Source organism: Guptibacillus algicola (assembly GCF_020171805.1).
In the GTDB taxonomy this organism is placed as follows: Bacteria; Bacillota; Bacilli; order Bacillales; family Guptibacillaceae; genus Guptibacillus; species Guptibacillus algicola.
Map to the genome: position 1 here is coordinate 814,158 of NZ_JAIVAF010000003.1, position 21,171 is coordinate 835,328.

The following is a 21,171-nucleotide window of genomic DNA, read 5'->3' on the forward strand; positions in this document are numbered from 1 at the left end:
ATGGAACGATTATAAGCTTTTTTCGTATGAATTAATCATTATCTTTTCTCCATGTTCTTCATGGTGTAGACTTATACGTATGCTCTTTCTCTATTGTTACGAAAGACTTATAATCTACTGAATCAATTTTATGAGTCAAACTACTAAAAAAACTTATAAAATATTGGTCAAAAGAAGGGAAATTAACGGATTTGTGGAATAGTGTCCTTATATCGCATTCTTATAGCGATCAGTACCTTTCTGTTAAAAAGATGTTTACTAACAGAAAATGTTGTGAATATAAAGGTGTTGGAGGTTTATTCGACCCTATTATAGAGAATTTACAAATACCTGAAATGGGTAGCAATTTGAAGGAGGTGCCAGGAGAATGAACAGCAACGAAGTTTATGTGAGTCTAGACATCGGTACATCCAATGTGAAAGTGATCATTGGCCAGATGACAAACGATTCATTGAATATCCTAGGGGTAGGCAGTGCGCCGTCCGATGGAATTCGTAAAGGATCGATTGTGGATATAGATGAAACTGTTCGTTCAATTAAACAGGCAGTAGAAAATGCAGAAAGAATGGTAGGTTTATCGATTCGCTCCGTCATTGTTGGAATTAACGGAAACCATGTTCAGCTTCAGCCTTGTCATGGTGTTGTGGCTGTTTCTAGTGAAGACCGTGAAATTCATGATGAAGACGTTGCGAGAGTAATTGATGCAGCACAGGTTGTTTCTATCCCTCCTGAGCGTGAAATTATTGATGTAATCCCAGGTCAATTCGTAGTGGATGGATTAGATGGCATTACAGACCCAAGGGGCATGATCGGTGTACGTCTTGAAATGGAAGGCACGATCATTACAGGTTCAAAAACCGTATTACATAATCTATTGAGATGTGTTGAAAAAGCAGGCCTTGAAATTGCAGATATTTGTCTTCAGCCGCTAGCATGTGGCGCAATGGCTCTTTCTAAGGATGAGAAAAACCTAGGAGTTGCTCTTGTGAACATGGGAGCAGGTTCAACGACAATTTCTATATTCGAAGAAGGTTCTCTTAAAGCGACTTCAGTTCTTCCTATCGGGGGAGATAACGTCACGAAGGATATTTCTATTGGTTTAAGAACAACTACAGAAGAAGCTGAACGTATTAAGGTTAAGCACGGTAATGCATTTGTCGATCTTGCATCTGAAGAAGAAGCATTTACTGTCTCTACAATAGGTAGTTCAGCTGAACAAGAATTTAATCAGTTCGAATTGGCGCATATTATAGAACCTCGTATCGAAGAGATGTTAGAATTGATAGAAGACGAGATTAGGCGTTTGGGTATACGCGAATTGCCAGGTGGATTTGTACTTACCGGAGGAATGGTAGGTATGGATGGTATACTCGAGCTTGCAAGAGACGTACTTCAACATAATGTGCGCGTTGCAGTTCCTGATTATATTGGAGTTCGCGAACCCCAATATACTACAGGCATTGGTCTAATCCAATTTACGTACAAGAACGTAAAGATTCAGGGGAAAGAAGTGGCTGCTTCCTTAAACCCTGAGGATGAAGTGAAGCCCAAGCGTAAAAGCAAACCTGAGCCTCAGTCGGGAGAGAAGTCTTCTCCAGGAATGAAAGAAAAAGTTAAGAATTTCTTTAATTTATTTGTAGAATAAAGGGCATTACAAGATTAGGAGGACCTGAGATGTTAGAGTTTGATATGAATATGGAACAATTAGCACAAATAAAAGTAATCGGTGTCGGCGGTGGCGGAAGCAATGCTGTTAACCGAATGATTGAAAACGGAGTACAAGGTGTAGAATTCATTGCTGTCAATACAGATGCGCAAGCCTTGAACCTTGCGAAAGCGGAAGTTAAGATGCAGATTGGTGGCAAGTTGACAAGAGGTCTTGGTGCAGGCGCAAATCCGGAAATCGGAAAGAAAGCTGCTGAAGAGAGCAAAGAACAGATTGAAGAAGCACTTCGCGGCGCTGACATGGTCTTTGTAACAGCAGGTATGGGAGGCGGAACTGGTACTGGTGCGGCTCCTGTTATTGCTGAGATCGCGAAAGAACTAGGCGCTCTTACAGTGGGCGTTGTTACTCGTCCATTTACATTTGAAGGGCGAAAGCGTTCGACTCAAGCTGTATCTGGTATCGCGATGTTAAAAGAAAAAGTTGATACGTTGATCGTTATTCCTAACGACCGTCTCCTTGAAATCGTTGACAAGAATACACCGATGCTAGAAGCATTCCGTGAAGCAGATAACGTACTTCGTCAAGGTGTACAAGGTATTTCAGACCTGATCGCTGTACCTGGACTTATTAACCTTGACTTTGCCGACGTTAAAACCATCATGACCGAAAGAGGATCTGCATTGATGGGTATCGGAATTGCAACAGGTGAGAATCGTGCTTCAGAAGCAGCTAAAAAGGCTATTTCCAGCCCATTGCTTGAAACGTCAATCGACGGAGCAAAAGGTGTTCTTATGAACATTACTGGCGGATCAAACCTAAGCCTATATGAAGTAAATGAAGCAGCGGATATCGTGTCTTCAGCTTCAGATGAAAATGTAAACATGATCTTCGGTTCTGTTATCAACGAAGAACTAAAAGATGAAATTCTTGTAACAGTAATTGCAACTGGATTTGACGAGAATGAAAACAAGAAAAAATCCGTTCCTCGTCCATCTTCTCAATCTAAACAGGGTGCTCCAATTCAGCAGCCGAAACAAGAAGAGGAAGAAGTACAACAGCCAGAACCTTCTAAGTTTGGTTCTCGCGTTGAGGAATCCAATGAAACACTCGATATTCCTACGTTCCTTCGTAATCGTAAGCGTAGAAGATAATACTTTAAAACCAGCTCATTGAAGAGCTGGTTTTTTTATTGTATTTGAAAGCGTTTTAAGGGGGGGGGAGAGGCTGGATGCCCACTTCCGCCTTTCTTGATCTAGCTGCGACTCGCAGAAACTCCGAAATTTCACTCTTTTAAATGAACACAAAAAGCGTGTTCACTTTCAAGAGTTCCAATTTCTCCGTTTCTAACCGCTCGTCTTTGCTTTTCTTGATCTAGCTGCGACTCGCAGAAACTCCGAAATTTCACTCTTTCAAATGAACACAAAAAGCGTGTTCACTTTCAAGAGTTCCAATTTCTCCGTTTCTAACCGCTCGTCTCCGCCTTTCTTTATATCTAGCTTCAGTGGCTACGCCCTCGAGACGCTTCACCTCTCAAGCAGAACACAAAGAGCGTGTTCCACTTGAGAGGTTCCAGCGCTTGTCGGGCGTGACCAGCCACTTCTGCTTTTAACAATATCTAGCTCCAGTGGGCAGGCTCTTGATCGCTTCACCTTTTCGACAGAACACAAAGAACGTGTTCAATCGAAAAGGCTCCAGCGCTTGTCGAGCCTAAACGCCCACTTCCGCCTTTATGATTGTCTAGCTGCGACTCGCAGAAACTCCAAGATTTCGCTCTTTCAATTGAACACAAAGAGCATGTTCTATTGAAAGCGCTCCAATCTTTCCGTTTCTAACCGCTCGTCTTTGCTTTTCTTGATCTAGCTGCGACTCGCAGAAACTCCGATATTTTCACTCTTTCAAATGAACACAAAAAGCGTGTTCACTTTCAAGAGTTCCAATCTTTCCGTTTCTAACCGCTCGTCTCCGCCTTTCTTTATATCTAGCTCCAGTGGGCAGGCTCTTGATCGCTTCACCTTTTCGACAGAACACAAAGAACGTGTTCAATCGAAAAGGCTCCAGCGCTTGTCGAGCCTAAACGCCCACTTCCCCCTTTAACGATATCTAGCTTCAGTGGCTACGCCCTCGAGACGCTTCACCTCTCATGTAGAACACAAAGAGCGTGTTCCACTTGAGAGGTTCCAGCGCTTGTCGGGCGTGACCAGCCACTTCCGCCTTTAACAATATCTAGCTCCAGTGGGCAGGCTCTCGATCGCTTCACCTTTTCGACAGAACACAAAGAACGTGTTCAATCGAAAAGGCTCCAGCGCTTGTCGAGCCTAAACGCCCACTTCCGCCTTTATTTATGTCTAGCTGCGTTTCGCAGAAACTACGTCATTTCGCTCTTACAAATGAACACAAAAAGCGTGTTCAATTGAAAGCGCTCCAATGACTCCGTTTCTAAACGCGAAACTCCGCCTTTCTTTCAAATTATTCAAATTTTTCTCTAAACACTGTTGTGTTTGTGAAGGATGGCACGTATAATGTCCATTATATAAAAACAAAAGTCCTCGTTAGAAGGACATAAGGGAGTGGAGAATATGAAGGATAGCGTATCGATCGGACTGTTGGGACTTGGGACTGTTGGTAGTGGTGTGGTACATATGATTGAGTCTCATCAGGAGGAGCTTCAACAACGTGTTGGCTGTGTAGTAAAGGTAGGAAAGGTACTTGTAAGAGATATCGAAAAGCATCGAGGTGTTGCTGTTAATGAAGATCTGTTAACTCAGAATCCTGAAGATGTTATTAATAATCCAGATGTTGATGTCGTTATTGAAGTGATGGGTGGAATCGACCAAGCGAAAGAGTATATTCTTGCTTCGTTAAAAAATAAAAAACATGTTGTAACTGCTAACAAGGATTTGATGGCTTTGCATGGAAGAGAGTTGTTAACGGCTGCGGTGGACAATGAATGTGATCTCTTTTATGAAGCTAGTGTGGCTGGTGGTATTCCAATCCTTCGTAGTTTAGTAGAAGGTCTATCATCTGATAGAATCACGAAATTGATGGGAATCGTTAACGGTACGACTAACTATATTCTTACTAAGATGACAAAGAATAACGTGCCATACGAGAGCGTATTGAAAGAAGCGCAAGAACTTGGTTTTGCTGAAGCTGATCCAACTGCTGATGTGGAAGGTCTTGATGCAGCTCGTAAAGTCGTTATTCTTGGAACATTAGGTTTTTCCATGAAGGTTGGCTTAGATGATGTCAAGATAAAGGGAATCACTCAGGTTGATGCAGAGGACATCTCTTACAGTAAGAAGCTAGGATATACAATTAAACTACTATCGATCGCGAGTTCAGATAATGGTTCGATCGAACTGTCTGTCCAGCCAACCCTTTTGCCATCACGTCATCCACTTGCGGCAGTAAATGATGAGTACAACGCTGTTTATGTATACGGAGAAGCTGTTGGAGAGACAATGTTCTACGGTCCAGGTGCAGGACAACTTCCTACAGCTACTGCAGTTGTCTCTGACCTTGTTGCTGTTATCAAAAACATGCGTTTAGGAGTAAATGGTAAGAGTGTCATTCTTCCTCAACATGAACGTAAACTGAAGAAAGATGAGGAAATTAAGAGTAAGTACTTCATCAGACTGTTTGTGAAAGATGAAGCTGGTGCCTTTTCAAAGATTTCTCACTTATTTAAGGATCACGGAATCAGCCTTGAGAAGTTAATCCAAGAACCAGTCATTAATAATGGAACTGCTGAGCTTGTCATCATCACCCACGAAACGAACCAACAAGCATTTGATGATATGCATAGCCAATTAACTGATTTGGATGTAGTAGTAGATGTGAAAAGCAGGTATCGAGTGGAGGGAATGTAATGTCTGTCTGGAATGGGTTATTAGAGCATTATACTGATTATTTACCGATTACTGAAGAAACTCCCTCACTTAGTTTAAATGAGGGAAATACACCTTTATTAAAGTTAAATACGCTTTCTGAGGAGCTCGGAGTGTCACTACATGTGAAAATTGAGGGAGCGAACCCTACAGGTTCCTTTAAAGATAGAGGCATGGTGATGGCAGTCGCGAAAGCGAAGGAAGAAGGCAGTAACGCCATCATTTGTGCTTCGACTGGAAATACAGCAGCAGCAGCTGCCGCGTATGGTGCGAGGGCTGGCTTACGTTGTATCATCGTTATTCCAAAAGGCAAGGTCGCACTCGGTAAACTTGCACAAGCCATGATCTATGGTGCAGAAATCTTTGAGATTGATGGAAACTTTGATGAAGCGCTCCGTATGGTGAGATCGATCGCTGAAACTGAGCCTATTACTCTCGTGAATTCTGTTAACCCATATCGTTTGGAAGGTCAGAAGACCGCTGCTTTTGAAGTGTGTGATCAGCTTGGTAAAGCACCGGATGTGCTTGCAATACCGGTTGGAAATGCAGGGAATATTTCAGCTTATTGGAAAGGATTTAAGGAATATCTTTCTCATGAACGGAAACCTGAGATGAGAGGGTTTGAAGCAGAAGGATCAGCAGCGATTGTAAAGAAAAAGATCATTCAAAATCCAGAAACGATCGCTACTGCAATCAGAATTGGAAATCCAGCCAGCTGGCAACTCGCCGAAGAAGCGGTAGTCGAATCAGATGGGAAGATTGATAGTGTAACAGATGAAGAAATTTTGAATGCCTATCAGCTACTCGCAAAAAAAGAAGGAGTATTTGCTGAACCTGCTTCGTGTGCTTCGATAGCTGGCGTGTTAAAACAAGTTGCTTCTAAAGAAATTCAGCAAGGTAGCACGATTGTCGCCGTATTGACTGGAAATGGCTTAAAAGACCCTTCTACGGCAATGGAAACTGTTCTTGTTAAACCGCGTGTTGTAGCTGCTGATAAAGGGAAGTTTTTAGAAGAGCTTAAGGGATGTGTTAGTCATTGAAACAGCATGTCTCATTAAGCATACCAGGAAGTACTTCAAATCTTGGGCCGGGGTTCGATTCGATTGGGTTAGCGATCAATCGTTATCTCCATGTTAAGGTTGAACCTTCAACGGAATGGAACTTTCACTATATCGATTTTCAAGAGAAGTTCCCATCAGGTAAAGATAATCTCATCTATAAAGTAATCGAGTCGATTGCTAATGAGAATATGCAAACGCCAAAGCCACAGACTGTTACGATGTCAAGCGAACTACCTCTGGAACGGGGACTTGGTAGCAGTGCAGCAGCAATTGTAGCTGGAGTAGAAATCGCGGATCGTATTATGGACCTTGAACTGACTTCAAAGCAAAAAGTAATGTACGCTTCTAAATTTGAAGGTCATGCAGATAACGTAGCAGCTTCGATTTATGGAGGACTTGTCATCGCATCAGGATTAGGGGAAATCGACACGATCGTTCATGAAGTCGAAAATCTTGAGATGCTTGCATTAGTTCCAGGGACGAAATTGAAAACAACTGATTCACGTTCTGTTCTCCCAGAAAACCTTTCTTATCAAGATGCCGTGAAGGCGAGTAGTATCGCAAATGTTTTCACTGCAGCTGCTGTTAAAAACAATTGGGCGCTTGCAGGGGAGTTAATGAAGAAAGATTTATTCCATCAGCCTTATCGAAAGCATTTTGTACCAGATCTTGAACGCGTACAAGATCTTGCGGTTGATTGGGGGGCATATGGCGCTGCTCTTAGTGGAGCAGGTCCAACTTTACTTTTGTTTACGCCTCAAGGTGCATCTAAGAAATTAAAAACAATAATGGAAACAAACTTCCCAGGGTATGAGTGTATCGAACTTCTTCCAACGAATACGGGAGTCGAACAAGTGATGAACGATGTAGTACAGAGGTAAGCCGTCCGATTATGGGCGGCTATTTTTTTTGCTTTAAAACTCAGTGACAAAAATAGTGGTAATTATGCAAAATAACCTTGGTATTAACGGCACGATTTGACAGCCTTTCAATTCAAACTAGTCTATACTAAAAGTCAAATTCATTAGGGAGGAGCCAGCAGGTGGCTGTATATCTGGATGTAATATGGCTGTTGAACGTATGTTTTGACTACATGCTATTGATGCTTACCAGTTTGCTGCTAAAGCGTCATGTACGTAAAAGACGACTTGCTGCTGGCGCACTTTTCGCTTCACTCTATGTCATATTTTTATTTGTACCTGGATTGGAATTCATGGTTCATCCTCTCGTGAAATTATTTTATTCTTTTATCATCGTGAGCATTACGTTTGGGTTTACCAGGTTCAGAAGTTTCGTGCAGAGTTGGTTGTTGTTCTATTTCGTTACGTTCATGATCGGCGGAGGAATGTTAGGGGCGCATTATTTCTTTAAACAGGAAGTTGGCGTTTATAACGGTGCAGTCGCAACACAAAGCACTGGATTTGGAGATCCAGTCAGCTGGGGATTTGTACTCGTCGGTTTTCCTGTCATTTGGATGTTCTCTAAGAAAAGGTTAGGTGAAATCGAGGCAAAGAAAATTCATTATGATCAAATTGCAACCGTGAAGATTACGATCGATGATGTTATTGTCACCGCTTCTGCTTTGATCGACAGTGGAAACCAGCTCCGTGACCCTTTGTCAGGCGCACCTGTCATGATCCTTGATATGACAGTTCATTCAGGACATTTTTCAGATCAATTTCTAGAAAAAGCAAAAAATGTAACGGATTTTCAGAGTGAGGGAGAGGTGGACAGGTGGGAACATAGGCTTAGAATCGTTCCGTTTCGAGCCGTCGGACAAGATCATCAATTTTTGTGTGCGCTGAAGCCTGATGTAGTAGAAATAACAACGAATGAAGAAACGCTTGTTGTGAAGAAAGTACTTGTTGGCCTTAGTTTCCAATCATTATCTGGCGAGAAAGAGTACAGTTGCATCCTTCATCCAAAAATGCTGGCTGAAAAGGCGAACGCTTCTTAAAAATAGAAGAAATGAACAGATTGGGGAGGTAAAATGCATGGGGAAATTAAAGATAAAAGTTGTACTCTGGTGGCAGCGTATCCTAATGAAACTCGGCATAAAGCCTGACGAGATCTATTACATAGGAGGAAGCGAAGCCCTTCCACCTCCTTTAACAAAAGAAGAAGAAGCTCATCTCTTGATCAAATTGCCTGGTGGTGACAAGGCTGCCCGCTCTATTCTAATCGAAAGAAATTTGCGTCTTGTTGTCTACATTGCTAGAAAGTTTGAAAACACAGGAATCAATATTGAAGATTTAATTAGTATAGGTACGATTGGTTTGATAAAGGCTGTAAATACATTCAATCCAGAAAAGAAAATAAAGCTAGCTACTTATGCTTCAAGATGTATTGAGAATGAAATTCTCATGTTTCTCCGTCGAAATAACAAAATCCGATCCGAAGTTTCCTTCGATGAGCCTCTTAATGTGGATTGGGATGGGAATGAGTTACTCTTATCTGATGTATTAGGTACTGATGAAGATATAATCACAAAGGGGATCGACGCTCGCGTAGATCGGAAATTGCTTGTAAAAGCTCTTGAAACACTGAATCCAAGAGAAAAGCAAATTATGGAATTACGGTTCGGTCTTGCTGGTGATGAAGAAAAAACCCAAAAGGATGTTGCTGATCTTCTCGGAATTTCTCAGTCTTATATTTCTAGACTAGAAAAGCGCATTATCAAAAGGCTCCGAAAAGAATTCAATAAGATGGTCTAACTTTCTTAAAATGATAAATGCATAATTTTCCCACTCTCGGAGATACTTTACTTTGACAGCATCTCCGATGAGGAGGGAAAGAGTTGACACGAAACAAAGTCGAGATTTGTGGAGTAGATACCTCCAAACTTCCGGTTCTGAAGAATGAGAAAATGAGAGTGCTCTTCAAACAGATGCAGGAAGGTGATATTTCTGCTAGGGAAGAGCTAGTGAATGGAAATTTACGACTCGTTTTAAGCGTTATTCAGCGATTTAATAATCGTGGTGAATACGTTGATGATCTCTTTCAGGTCGGATGTATTGGGTTAATGAAATCCATTGATAACTTCGATTTATCGCAAAACGTGAAATTCTCAACTTATGCAGTGCCGATGATTATCGGTGAAATTAGACGGTATCTTAGGGACAATAATCCGATACGGGTTTCTAGATCGCTTCGAGATATTGCCTATAAATCCCTCCAGATCAGGGACAAATTGATGACGAAAAACTCCAAGGAGCCGAATCCAACAGAAATCGCTAAGGAACTAGGTGTAACGAAAGAAGAAGTTGTATTCGCTCTTGACGCCATCCAGGACCCTGTTTCATTGTTTGAACCAATATACAATGATGGTGGAGATCCGATCTTCGTAATGGATCAAATTAGTGATGATAAGCAAAAGGATTTTCATTGGCTTGAGGACATCGCATTAAAAGAAGCGATGACAAGGCTTAATCAAAGGGAAAATATGATTCTTCAAATGCGTTTCTTTCAAGGAAAGACCCAGATGGAAGTAGCTGATGAAATAGGTATTTCTCAAGCGCAAGTATCACGTCTTGAAAAAGCAGCAATCCAGCAAATGAATAAAAATATACAAAGTTAGAACAAGACCTGTTTAACAGGTCTTTTCTATTGCCCACTTTTCATATAATAAGATGGAAAGGTGGGGGTGTGATGATAAAAATCTCTGAATTTCAAGTTAAAGATGTTGTAAATGTATCTAACGGAAAAAAACTTGGACATATAGCAGACCTCGAAATAAACTTAACAACTGGAAAAATTGAAGCGATCGTCATCCCAGGACAAGGAAAGATGATGGGATTTTTTGCTCGTGAGAGTGATCTTGTGATTCCATGGCGAAACATAGTAAAAATAGGTTCAGATGTGATTTTAGTGAAATATTATGATTCATCAGATTCAGAATCTTTCCAAAAAGAGTCATGAGTAGCCAATATCTCACAATCTATATCCCTTCTTCTCAACATAATATGATAAAATAGAGTGTAAACTTGAATAGAAATGAAGGGATATAGCTGTGAGAAAAGAACTGTTTCAAGATACGGATGACCATACTTCACTAGCACTTCATTTCGGTGATGATGGTAGTTCTAAAAGTAAACTAAAAGCCGGTTTTTCAACTAGACATAACGGTGTAAGCAAGGAACCTTTTGCAAGTCTAAATCTCGGATTCCATGTGCCAGACCACTCACTCGATGTTCTGACAAATCGAAAGATACTTAGTAACAAGCTAGACACACCGCTAGAGCATTGGGTAGTTGCAGAGCAAATTCATGGGAATGAAATCGCACATATCCGTTCAGCTGATAAGGGACGTGGTGCGACTGAACATGATTCTGCTATACCAAGTAAAGACGGTTTGTATACGGATGAAAAGGGAATCATGTTAGGTGCACTCTATGCAGACTGTGTTCCGCTCTTTTTTTACTCACCATCTGCGGAAAGGGTTGGAATTGCCCACGCAGGTTGGAAAGGAACAACGAAGGATATTGCTGGAGAGATGATTCAGAGGTGGCAAGAGGATGGTATCGACCCTAAGGACATTTTGACTGCAATAGGACCTTCGATTGGCAGTTGCTGTTATGAAGTTGACGACAGGGTAATAGAGAGTGTCATTCAAGTTGCGTTTGACTCTGAACAATTCTTTACACGAAATGAAAATGACACTTATCAGCTCGATTTAAAAGCTGTGAATAAACACTTGTTTCTTAAAGCAGGCGTGCCAGAGAACAATATTTTTGTTAGCGACTATTGTACAAGCTGCAGTAACCTGTTTTTCTCTCACCGAAGCGAAAATGGTAAGACTGGAAGAATGATGGGTTACATTGGACTTGAGGAGGGTTAACAGGGAAGTGGAAGTAAGAACAAATTTAGATCAAATCGTTTCGAAGATTAAAACAGCTGCACATCGATCTAACCGAAATCCAGAAGATGTGAACATTATCGCGGTAACGAAATACGTTAGTGTCGATCGTGCCAAAGAAGCTGTTGATGCAGGTTTATCCCACCTTGGAGAAAATCGTCAAGAAGGCTTGATCGAAAAAGTTGAAGCTTTTGAAGAACAGCCAGTGTGGCATTTCATAGGAACATTGCAATCTCGTAAGGTGAAGGAAATCATAGATCACGTGGATTATATTCACTCATTGGACCGTCGCTCTCTCGCGAAAGAGATCAACAAGAGAGCGTCTAGAAAGATGAAATGTTTTGTTCAAGTCAATGTTTCGGGAGAAGAATCCAAACATGGTTTAACACCTGAACATGTAATGCCTTTCGTTGAATCCCTAGAAAACTACCCAAATATTGAAGTCGTTGGTTTGATGACGATGGCTCCACATATAAAAGATGCCGAAGAGATCAGAACTGTCTTTCAACGTTTGAAAGAACTTCAAATACTTATTCAAAAGTGTTCATTTAGCCACGCTCCTTGTAAAGAACTTTCTATGGGGATGTCTAATGATTACGAGATTGCAGTTGAAGAAGGTGCTACGTTTGTTCGTATCGGATCGTCTCTTGTTGGTTAAGAAAATAACAACTCCCGGAGGTGCAGGGAATGGGAATTAAAACAAAGTTTAAGCAGTTCTTTGAGCTCGATGATGAACCAATAGAGTTCGAGGATGATGGTCAAACAACGTATGCTGATGACGATGAGTTAGAGAATTCAAGGGTTAGTCGTAACCAGAATAAGCAAAAGCAACAATCAAATCAAAATGTGGTCAGTTTGCAAAGTATCCACAAAAACTCTAGAGTTGTGCTTGTTGAACCTAGAGTGTATGCTGAAGCTCAGGATATCGCAGATCATATAAAAAACCGTAAGTCTGTTGTGATGAACTTGCAGCAAATCCCACATGATCAGGCAAAGAGGATTGTTGATTTCTTAAGTGGAACGGTTTACGCTCTTGGCGGAGATATTCAGAAACTTGGTCCTGACACGTTCATGTGTACCCCGGATAATGTTGAAATCTCCGGTAACATTACCGATGAAATATTTGAAGATTAGTTCTAAGGAAGGTGAAGAATTTGCAAATTGGTTATTTATTAGCACAAGTTTTACAGATTTATTCATGGATATTAATCATTTATATCTTTATGTCCTGGATTCCGAATGCTAGAGAGTCCTCCATTGGACAAATGATTGCAAGAGTTGCTGAACCATACCTTGCTCCGTTCCGCAAAATAATACCGCCGATCGGTGGAATGCTAGATATTTCCCCTATTGTTGCCATTTTTGCACTACAGTTCGCGCAATATGGAGTCATTGCTCTCTTTGGAATGATTTAGTAAGACTATGTCAATATACGAACACTATCGAGCTGAAGAACGAAATTTTGTTGATCGAGTGTTAGAATGGCAAGGAGAAGTAGAAGAAAGATATTCTCCAAAGCTGACGGATTTCCTAGATCCACGAGAGCAGGATATCGTAACCCAAATAATTGGAAATCATCCAGAAGTGAGCGTGTCCTTTTCAGGCGCAGTGGACGGAGCAGAACGACAGCGTGCACTGCTTCTTCCCCCTTATCTAACAGCAACAACAGAAGATTATGCAGTAGTTGCATTAGAAATTACATATCCGTCTAAATTCGTTTCGTTATCACACCCAGATCTTTTAGGTGCTTTAATGGGACTAGGATTAAAACGGGAAAAATTCGGTGATATTTACGTGATGGATGGTCACGCACAGTTAATCGTGGCGGAAGAAGTAGCGGAGTATATTAAAATAAACTTAAACCAGGCTGGAAAAGCGTCGATATCACCAGAAGTGATTCCGATTACAAAGGTTAATGTTCCACCTACTAGGTGGGAAGAGCAAACTGGTACTGTGAGTAGCCTTCGGCTAGATGCAGTTTTAGCAGAAGTATACAACTTATCTCGTTCTAAAGTATCTCCAATGATCGAGCATGAACGTGCAAAATTAAATTGGAAGGTCGTTGATCAACCTTCAACCGAAATAAAAGCGGGTGATTATCTTTCCCTTCGAGGTTCAGGTAGAAGCAAAATCAACACGATCGATGGTAAGACAAAGAAGGGTAAATGGCGAATCACGTATAGTATAAGAAAATAATTTGTCATATTTAGAAGGATTGTCCAAAAGGATTGTCGAATTACGAGTTGGGACATAAAAGAGAGCAAACCGGAGGTGGCTGAATTGCCTTTAACACCATTAGACATTCATAACAAAGAGTTTACTCGCGGATTCCGCGGTTATGATGAAGACGAGGTAAATGAATTTCTAGATCAAGTCATTAAAGATTATGAAACTGTTATCAGAGAAAAGAAAGAGCTTAACGAGAGAGTTAAGATTCTTGAAGAAAGACTAGGACACTTCTCAAACCTTGAGGAAACACTGAACAAATCGATTCTTGTCGCGCAAGAAACTGCAGAAGAAGTCAAGCAGAGTGCAACGAAAGAATCTCGTTTGATCCTTAAGGAAGCAGAGAAGAACGCAGATCGCATCATTAATGATTCTCTAGCAAAAGCAAGAAAGATATCAATGGAAAATGAAGAGTTGAAAAAACAAGCTTCCGTATACCGTACACGTTTCCGCATGCTTGTTGAAGCTCAACTTGAAATGCTTACAAACGAAGATTGGGACGGGCTAGCTGCACGTTTTGATGAAGAAGAAGAGCAGATTCAAGAGAACGCATAAATCTTTCAACATTTATACCGCATTTTCTTGACTTATTAAAATTAAATACACTATACTTTTGATATACTTACGAATGTTACTCCTATAAATAGGGTTAACTACGCATTTCAAAAGCATAAATGATTAAGAAATGGACGATACTGTTTCTTACAAATAAGTGATAAAGAACGACTGCGATGGGAAGAGTAACTGATTTACCTTAACAAAGCGAGCTGGGGTTGGTGTGAGCCCGGTGTTAAGCATTCAGTGAAAATCATCCCTGAGTCCCGAGCTGAACAATAAGTAAGCCCCGGCGTATCATTCACGTTACGAATGCAAAGTGAGCACAGGTCTGTGCTTAAGTTGGGTGGTACCACGGGAAAACCTTCTCGTCCCTATTTAGGGATGAGGAGGTTTTTTATGTTTACGGAGACAGAATGCGGCGTTTTGATTTTGAAGGAGGAAAGGACATGAGCTTTAAAGAAACACTGTTAATGCCAAAAACAAAGTTCCCAATGCGTGGAAATTTGCCAAACAAAGAGCCTGATATGCAAAAAGAATGGGAAGAAAATAATCTTTATGAGAAGGTACAGGAAAGAACGAAAGATCGTCCTCTTTTCGTATTGCACGATGGCCCTCCGTACGCGAATGGAGATATCCACATCGGGCACGCTGAAAACAAAGTGTTGAAGGACATGATCGTGCGTTACAAATCTATGAATGGATTTAATGCTCCATATGTTCCAGGTTGGGATACACACGGTCTACCGATCGAGCAGGCACTAACGAAAAAAGGTGTTGATCGTAAGAAGTTAACGGTAGCTGAATTCCGTAAGAAGTGTGAAGAGTATGCCCTTAAACAAGTTGACCGCCAGCGTGAGCAGTTCAAACGTCTTGGTGTACGAGGAGACTGGGATAACCCATATATCACACTCAACAAAGGCTATGAAGCTCAACAAATCAAAGTATTTGGAGAAATGGCGAAGCGTGGCTATATTTACAAAGATAAGAAAACCGTTTATTGGTCTCCAACTTCTGAATCGGCTCTAGCCGAAGCTGAAATCGAATATCAAGACAAACGATCTCCTTCAATTTATGTAGGGTTCCAAGTAAAGGATGGAAAAGGTGTATTGGATGGAGATGAGAAGTTCATCATCTGGACAACTACTCCTTGGACGATTCCTTCTAACCTTGCGATCGCCTTGAATGCATCATTTGAATATAGCGTAGTGGAAGCAGATGGAAACAAGTTTATCGTCGCTTCTGAACTACTGGATCAACTAAAAGAAGAATTTGAATGGAATAGCGTCAAAGAACTTAAGCGTGTAAAAGGTAGCGAACTTGAGTATGTAACGGCTCAACACCCTCTTTACGATCGTGAGTCCCTCGTGATTCTAGGAGATCACGTAACGCTAGATGCTGGTACTGGTTGCGTTCATACAGCTCCTGGTCATGGTGAAGACGACTATGCGATCGGAAGAAAGTATAACCTTGAAATCCTTTGCCCAGTAGATGAAAAAGGTGTCTTCACAAACGAAGCACCTGGATTTGAAGGGTTGTTCTATGATAAAGCAAACAAGCCGATCACCGAAAAGCTTGAAGAAGCTGGAGCACTTGTTAAGCTTTCGTTCTTTACGCACTCTTATCCGCATGACTGGCGTACAAAGAAGCCGATCATCTTCCGTGCTACTGAACAGTGGTTTGCTTCGATCAAGCAATTTAGACCTGAACTATTACAAGCCGTAGCCGACGTAGAATGGTTCCCTTCTTGGGGAGAAATTCGTCTACACAACATGGTAAAAGACAGAGAAGATTGGTGTATTTCCCGTCAGCGTGCATGGGGCGTTCCAATTCCGGTCTTCTACGGTGAGAACGATGAGCCAATTCTAACGGATGAAACCATTGACCATGTGTCAGAGTTATTCAGACAGCACGGTTCAAACATCTGGTTTGAATGGGATGCAAAAGAACTCTTACCAGAAGGATTCACGTCAGAACATAGTCCAAACGGTACGTTCCGTAAAGAAATGGATATCATGGATGTTTGGTTCGACTCTGGTTCTTCTCATCAAGCAGTACTTGAAGAGCGCAATGATCTTGCTCGTCCTGCAGACTTGTATCTTGAAGGCTCCGACCAATACCGTGGTTGGTTTAACTCCTCCCTATCAACTTCTGTAGCAGTTACAGGAAAAGCACCATATAAGGCAGTACTGAGTCATGGATTTGTTCTTGATGGTGAAGGTAAGAAGATGAGTAAGTCATTAGGTAACGTTATGGTACCAAACGATGTGATGAAGCAGCTCGGAGCTGACATCCTGAGGTTGTGGGTTTCTTCTGCTGACTACCAGGCTGATGTTAGAGTTTCGAACGAGATCCTCAAACAAGTAGCGGAAGTGTACAGAAAGATTCGTAATACGTTCCGATTCATGCTAGGAAACTTAGAAGGCTTCGATCCGGAAGTGAATAGCGTTTCATATGAAAATCTTAGCGAGCTCGATCAATACATGCTTGTGAAGTTAAATAACGTGGTGACGAAAGTGAAGAAAGCTTATGATGAGTATCAGTTCTTAACTGTTTACAATACGATCCATAACTTCTTTACAACAGAGATGAGCTCATTCTATCTCGATATCGCAAAAGATACGCTTTACATCGAGCATGAAGATCATCCTAAGCGCCGAGCGATTCAAACAGTTCTCTATCAAACAGCTGTAGCATTAACGAAGCTTCTTTCACCAATCATTCCACATACTGCTGAAGAAGTATGGCAGTTTGTCCCTGGTGAAAAAGAAGAATATGTTCAGCTTTCTGATATGCCTGAAGGGAAGAACTTTGAAGGAACTGCTGATCTAGAAAGCAAATGGGATCAAGTCATGGACCTTCGTGATGAAGTTCTTAAAGCTCTTGAAGAAGCTCGAAATGAAAAGAAAATTGGTAAGTCACTAACAGCGGAGCTTCATATCTATGCAGATGGTGAAGCGAAACAGCTTCTAGAAAGCATCACTAACCTTGATAAGCTTCTAATCGTTTCTGCTGCATCAGTTGCGGGTAGCAAATCTGAAGCACCATCAGAAGCGAAAGATTATGAAGAGCTTTCGATCGTGGTCTCACCAGCAGAAGGCGAAACATGTGAACGTTGCTGGAGAGTAACGAAGACAGTTGGTCAAGACGAAACATATCCAACCCTTTGCGTGGATTGTGCTGAAACTGTGAAAAACCATTATTAAGATAAAAGGCGCTTTGCAAAATGCAAAGCGCTTTTTATACGGTTGACGTTCACATTGTACAGGAGTGAATCCTGTGCTAAACTTTCATAGGAAGTATCATTTGATCGGGGGAGCGCATGTGTGGAAATATTTAATAGCCATTGGCATCATACTATTTGATCAGTGGACCAAATGGCTTGTTGTTAAAAACATGGAATATGGGGAGACAATTAAGCTGATCAACGACTTTCTTTATCTGACTTCACATCGAAACCGAGGAGCTGCATTTGGTATTCTTCAAGGTCAGATGATTTTCTTTTATATTATAACGGTTATCGTGATTGCCGCTGTTTTATATTATATGAAGCAATATAAACATAGCCGTTTCGTCAGTGTTACTCTCGCCTTGATTTTAGGCGGTGCAGTTGGGAATTTCATTGACCGTATTTTTAGAGGAGAAGTCGTCGATTTTGTTGACACATATATCTTCTCGTATGATTTTCCGATTTTCAATGTGGCAGATGCTTCGCTCGTTATAGGAGTGATCCTCATTTTTATCGGAACTATATTTGAAGGCAAGCAAGCTGAAGGGGATAAGTAATGGAAAAGTATACATTTACAGTAACACAAGAAAATAAAGGTCAACGAATCGATAAGTTGATCCCATCATTTGATCAAGAATGGACCCGTAGCCAGATTCAAACCTGGATCAAAGAAGAGAACATTCAAGTTAACGGTGAATCCGTAAAAGGAAATTACAAAGTTTCTGAAGACGACGAAATCGTCGTGATGGTGCCGGAACCAGAAACACTTGAAGTTGTTCCTGAAGATCTTAATCTAGATATCGTTTATGAAGATCAAGATGTTCTTGTGGTTAATAAACCGAGAGGCATGGTTGTACACCCAGCACCAGGTCATCCAAACGGAACGCTTGTGAACGGGTTGATGCATCAGGTTAAGGATCTTAGCGGGATTAATGGCGTCATTCGCCCAGGTATCGTTCATCGAATCGATAAAGATACGTCTGGTCTATTGATGGTTGCTAAAAATGACAACGCTCATGAATCACTTGTGAAACAACTTCAAGCGAAAACGGTAAATCGTCGTTACAAGGCGATCGTACATGGTAACATCCAGCATGATGTCGGCACGATCGATGCGCCGATTGGTCGTGATAAACAAGAAAGACAGAGAATGACCGTTACGGATGAGCAAAGTCGTGATGCAGTTACGCACTTTAAAGTGTTAGAACGTTACGACCACTACACATATGTAGAGTGTCAGCTAGAAACAGGACGAACGCACCAAATTCGCGTTCATATGAAATACATCGATCACCCTGTTGCAGGGGATCCAAAGTATGGTCCAAGAAAGAAATCGTTACCGATCGATGGGCAAGCATTACATGCTGGCGTATTGGGCTTTGAACATCCAGTGTCTGGGGAATGGCTTGAATTTTCACGTGAAGTACCTGAAGACATGGAACAGCTTTTAAAGCGATTAAGAAGATAAAGAGGTGTTGACAGGGTTTCATCACTCTGCCATACTACATGTAGACAATATAGCAATCCTTTAAAGATGGTCCCGTGAGGCTGCAAAGGAACAAAGGCTATGTACTGAACGTACATTTTGTATGCCCAAAACCCTTTTGCTCTCATGGCAAGAGGGTTTTTTATGACTTAGGACCACAGTAGCCGTCAAGTTGAAAGGAAGAGAAATATGGAAGATAAGAGAGTATTACTTGATGATCAAGCGATTCGCCGAGCACTAACGAGAATCGCACATGAAATTTTAGAGCGAAATAAAGGAATCGAACATGCGATGCTAGTAGGTATTAAAACAAGAGGGATCTACCTCGCAGAACGACTCGCAGAACGGATCGAACAAATCGAAGGCTCAACGATTCCTGTCGGAGAGGTCGATATCACGATGTATCGCGATGATTTATCTCTAAAGCATGAAAATCAGGATCCGAAAATAAAAGGAACGAGCATCGATAAAGACGTAACAGATCAAAAAGTCATTCTAGTAGATGATGTATTGTTCACTGGACGCACCGTTCGAGCGGCGATGGATGCTTTGATAGATCTTGGTAGACCTTCACAGATTCAGCTTGCGGTACTCGTCGACAGAGGGCATAGAGAGCTTCCGATTCGCCCAGATTATGTTGGGAAAAATGTTCCGACTTCAAAAGAAGAAATTATAGAAGTTGCTTTAACAGAAGTTGATGAATTCGATCAAGTTAGCATTAAACATTCATAAAAAAACACAATACGTGCTCCCTTTAAGGTAGTCCAGAGAGACAGCCAAGGGAGGAGACGCTGTTCATTTAGGACACGCGTGTACCTCCTTGCGGCTAAGCGAGGAGTTTTTTTATACCTTCTTAGCCGGGACGCACATTCAAGGAGGAAAAAAAACGATGAAACAAGAATTAGGAATCCGTGAAGTACCAAAGGCAACAACCTGGGTTACATTGAGTCTCCAGCATCTTTTCGCAATGTTCGGAGCTACCATCCTCGTACCATTCTTAGTTGGTCTTGATCCAGCAGTCGCACTTGCTTCAAGTGGACTTGGTACACTTGCATACTTACTGATTACAAGAGGGAAAATTCCAGCATATCTAGGGTCATCATTTGCTTTTATCGCTCCGATCATTTCAGCAGTATCACTTGGTGGGCCTGAAGGAGCAATGATTGGGACGTTCTTCGCTGGAATCGTCTACGGCGTTGTTGCCATTACGATACGGGCAGCAGGCTTGAATTGGCTACTTAGGCTCTTACCACCGATTGTCGTAGGCCCTGTTATCATGGTGATCGGTCTTGGGCTTGCGGGTACTGCAATCAGTATGGCTATGAACAACCCTGTAACGGAAGCTTATAGTGGCATACATTTTACAGTAGCGCTCGTGACGTTAGGCGTTACAATTGCAGCTTCCATCTTCTTAAGAGGTTTTCTAAGCCTTCTTCCAATCTTAATCGGAATCGTTTCTGGCTATTCGTTCGCTTATTTTATGGGACTCGTAGACTTTTCGCCTGTTCGTGAAGCGTCACTGTTCCAAGTGCCTGACTTCATCATCCCATTTGCGGATTACAACCCGGTACAAGTGTTTTCATGGGAAATCCTGTTCGTGATGGTTCCGATCGCACTAGTGACAATCGCTGAACATATCGGTGACCAGATGGTGCTGAGTAAAGTAGCTGGTCGCAACTTCTTGAAAACACCTGGGCTGCACAGGTCGATCCTAGGGGACGGTGTTGCAACGATGATCGCATCGTTTCTAGGTGGACCACCGAATACAACTTACGGGGAAAACATTGGTGTACTTGCAATCACTAGAGTGTTCAGTGTGTTTGTTATCGGAGGTGCAGCATTACTAGCACTTATCTTTGGATTTATCGGTAAGGTATCAGCCCTCATTTCTACTATTCCAACAGCGGTAATGGGCGGGGTATCCATCCTTCTTTTCGGAATTATCGCTTCATCTGGACTACGCATGCTTATCGATAACAAAATCGACTTAGGTGAGAAAAGAAACTTAATCATTTCATCCGTAATTTTAGTACTAGGTGTAGGTGGTGCCTTCATTCAGGTAACTGAGCAGCTTCAAATCGCTGGAATGGCGCTTGCTACGATCATTGGAATCTTCTTGAACCTCGTCCTTCCTGGGGGAGGCACGCAGGAATCGATTGAAAGTATGTTTGAAGAGAATGAAGAAGATCATACAGCTGCATAGTAA

The 21,171-nt window shown here is 41.6% G+C and carries 20 protein-coding genes and 1 other annotated feature; all 20 genes read left to right on the plus strand.

Annotated elements, in window-relative coordinates; all coding sequences use genetic code 11:
• Positions 1–367 precede the first annotated feature (367 nt).
• The 20 genes from ftsA to LCM09_RS11915 all read left to right on the plus strand — a co-directional run bounded on the left by ftsA (position 368) and on the right by LCM09_RS11915 (position 21,168).
• Complete coding sequence (gene ftsA / locus LCM09_RS11820; RefSeq protein WP_224881907.1) at positions 368–1,645, plus strand: cell division protein FtsA; 1,278 nt, start codon at positions 368–370, stop codon at positions 1,643–1,645.
• A 29-nt stretch (positions 1,646–1,674) separates the two neighbouring features.
• Positions 1,675–2,817 carry a cell division protein FtsZ gene (ftsZ, locus tag LCM09_RS11825; RefSeq protein ID WP_224881909.1) on the plus strand — a complete coding sequence of 381 codons (1,143 nt, stop codon included), beginning with the start codon at positions 1,675–1,677 and terminating at the stop codon, positions 2,815–2,817.
• A 1,425-nt stretch (positions 2,818–4,242) separates the two neighbouring features.
• Positions 4,243–5,535, plus strand: a complete 1,293-nt coding sequence (locus tag LCM09_RS11830; RefSeq protein ID WP_224881911.1) for a homoserine dehydrogenase — start codon at positions 4,243–4,245, stop codon at positions 5,533–5,535.
• Positions 5,535–6,593, plus strand: coding sequence for a threonine synthase (thrC, locus tag LCM09_RS11835; RefSeq protein WP_224881912.1), 1,059 nt, complete (start codon positions 5,535–5,537; stop codon positions 6,591–6,593). The genes LCM09_RS11830 and thrC overlap by 1 nt, the downstream gene beginning before the upstream one ends.
• Positions 6,590–7,495 (plus strand): homoserine kinase, encoded by a 906-nt coding sequence (gene thrB, locus LCM09_RS11840; protein WP_224881914.1) that lies wholly within the window; start codon positions 6,590–6,592, stop codon positions 7,493–7,495. Before thrC ends, thrB begins: the two co-directional genes overlap by 4 nt.
• A gap of 161 nt (positions 7,496–7,656) precedes the next feature.
• On the plus strand, positions 7,657–8,571 hold the full coding sequence (gene spoIIGA, locus LCM09_RS11845) for a sigma-E processing peptidase SpoIIGA (RefSeq protein ID WP_224881916.1): 915 nt from the start codon (positions 7,657–7,659) through the stop codon (positions 8,569–8,571).
• A 37-nt stretch (positions 8,572–8,608) separates the two neighbouring features.
• On the plus strand, positions 8,609–9,328 hold the full coding sequence (gene sigE / locus LCM09_RS11850) for an RNA polymerase sporulation sigma factor SigE (RefSeq protein WP_224881924.1): 720 nt from the start codon (positions 8,609–8,611) through the stop codon (positions 9,326–9,328).
• 83 nt (positions 9,329–9,411) lie between these two features.
• A complete protein-coding gene (sigG, locus tag LCM09_RS11855; RefSeq protein ID WP_224881926.1) occupies positions 9,412–10,191 on the plus strand; it encodes an RNA polymerase sporulation sigma factor SigG in 780 nt (259 codons plus the stop codon).
• A gap of 71 nt (positions 10,192–10,262) precedes the next feature.
• Entirely contained in the window at positions 10,263–10,532 is a 270-nt protein-coding gene (locus tag LCM09_RS11860) for a YlmC/YmxH family sporulation protein (protein WP_224881928.1), read from the plus strand.
• A gap of 91 nt (positions 10,533–10,623) precedes the next feature.
• Positions 10,624–11,451: a peptidoglycan editing factor PgeF gene (gene pgeF / locus LCM09_RS11865; protein WP_224881935.1), complete on the plus strand. Its 828-nt coding sequence runs from the start codon at positions 10,624–10,626 to the stop codon at positions 11,449–11,451.
• Positions 11,452–11,458: 7 nt separating this feature from the next.
• Positions 11,459–12,127, plus strand: a complete 669-nt coding sequence (locus tag LCM09_RS11870) for a YggS family pyridoxal phosphate-dependent enzyme (RefSeq protein WP_224881942.1) — start codon at positions 11,459–11,461, stop codon at positions 12,125–12,127.
• Between the two features lie 29 nt (positions 12,128–12,156).
• A complete protein-coding gene (locus LCM09_RS11875) occupies positions 12,157–12,603 on the plus strand; it encodes a cell division protein SepF (protein WP_224881944.1) in 447 nt (148 codons plus the stop codon).
• 11 nt (positions 12,604–12,614) lie between these two features.
• Entirely contained in the window at positions 12,615–12,884 is a 270-nt protein-coding gene (locus LCM09_RS11880) for a YggT family protein (protein ID WP_404800814.1), read from the plus strand.
• 7 nt (positions 12,885–12,891) lie between these two features.
• A complete protein-coding gene (locus LCM09_RS11885; protein WP_224881945.1) occupies positions 12,892–13,665 on the plus strand; it encodes a YlmH family RNA-binding protein in 774 nt (257 codons plus the stop codon).
• An 84-nt stretch (positions 13,666–13,749) separates the two neighbouring features.
• The gene (locus LCM09_RS11890) at positions 13,750–14,250 is read left to right on the plus strand and encodes a DivIVA domain-containing protein (protein WP_224881946.1); all 501 of its coding nucleotides are present in this window, start codon (positions 13,750–13,752) and stop codon (positions 14,248–14,250) included.
• A gap of 164 nt (positions 14,251–14,414) precedes the next feature.
• Positions 14,415–14,629: a binding site (T-box leader), on the plus strand.
• Positions 14,630–14,699: 70 nt separating this feature from the next.
• Positions 14,700–17,456, plus strand: coding sequence for an isoleucine--tRNA ligase (gene ileS, locus LCM09_RS11895; RefSeq protein ID WP_224881951.1), 2,757 nt, complete (start codon positions 14,700–14,702; stop codon positions 17,454–17,456).
• A 118-nt stretch (positions 17,457–17,574) separates the two neighbouring features.
• Complete coding sequence (gene lspA / locus LCM09_RS11900) at positions 17,575–18,036, plus strand: signal peptidase II (protein ID WP_224882993.1); 462 nt, start codon at positions 17,575–17,577, stop codon at positions 18,034–18,036.
• Positions 18,036–18,947, plus strand: a complete 912-nt coding sequence (locus tag LCM09_RS11905; RefSeq protein WP_224881953.1) for an RluA family pseudouridine synthase — start codon at positions 18,036–18,038, stop codon at positions 18,945–18,947. Before lspA ends, LCM09_RS11905 begins: the two co-directional genes overlap by 1 nt.
• Before the next feature lie 207 nt (positions 18,948–19,154).
• Positions 19,155–19,697, plus strand: a complete 543-nt coding sequence (pyrR, locus tag LCM09_RS11910; protein ID WP_224881954.1) for a bifunctional pyr operon transcriptional regulator/uracil phosphoribosyltransferase PyrR — start codon at positions 19,155–19,157, stop codon at positions 19,695–19,697.
• A 157-nt stretch (positions 19,698–19,854) separates the two neighbouring features.
• A complete protein-coding gene (locus LCM09_RS11915) occupies positions 19,855–21,168 on the plus strand; it encodes a solute carrier family 23 protein (protein WP_224881956.1) in 1,314 nt (437 codons plus the stop codon).
• Positions 21,169–21,171 lie beyond the last annotated feature (3 nt).

Excerpts from the sequence above, each read along its gene's own strand:
- pyrR (WP_224881954.1), top strand. The coding sequence starts at position 19,155 with ATGGAAGATAAGAGAGTATTACTTGATGATCAAGCGATTCGCCGAGCA.
- LCM09_RS11915 (WP_224881956.1), top strand. The coding sequence starts at position 19,855 with ATGAAACAAGAATTAGGAATCCGTGAAGTACCAAAGGCAACAACCTGG.
- LCM09_RS11885 (WP_224881945.1), top strand. The coding sequence starts at position 12,892 with ATGTCAATATACGAACACTATCGAGCTGAAGAACGAAATTTTGTTGAT.
- ileS (WP_224881951.1), top strand. The coding sequence starts at position 14,700 with ATGAGCTTTAAAGAAACACTGTTAATGCCAAAAACAAAGTTCCCAATG.
- LCM09_RS11905 (WP_224881953.1), top strand. The coding sequence starts at position 18,036 with ATGGAAAAGTATACATTTACAGTAACACAAGAAAATAAAGGTCAACGA.
- thrC (WP_224881912.1), top strand. The coding sequence starts at position 5,535 with ATGTCTGTCTGGAATGGGTTATTAGAGCATTATACTGATTATTTACCG.
- LCM09_RS11875 (WP_224881944.1), top strand. The coding sequence starts at position 12,157 with ATGGGAATTAAAACAAAGTTTAAGCAGTTCTTTGAGCTCGATGATGAA.
- LCM09_RS11830 (WP_224881911.1), top strand. The coding sequence starts at position 4,243 with ATGAAGGATAGCGTATCGATCGGACTGTTGGGACTTGGGACTGTTGGT.
- ftsA (WP_224881907.1), top strand. The coding sequence starts at position 368 with ATGAACAGCAACGAAGTTTATGTGAGTCTAGACATCGGTACATCCAAT.
- ftsZ (WP_224881909.1), top strand. The coding sequence starts at position 1,675 with ATGTTAGAGTTTGATATGAATATGGAACAATTAGCACAAATAAAAGTA.
- sigE (WP_224881924.1), top strand. The coding sequence starts at position 8,609 with ATGGGGAAATTAAAGATAAAAGTTGTACTCTGGTGGCAGCGTATCCTA.
- LCM09_RS11860 (WP_224881928.1), top strand. The coding sequence starts at position 10,263 with ATGATAAAAATCTCTGAATTTCAAGTTAAAGATGTTGTAAATGTATCT.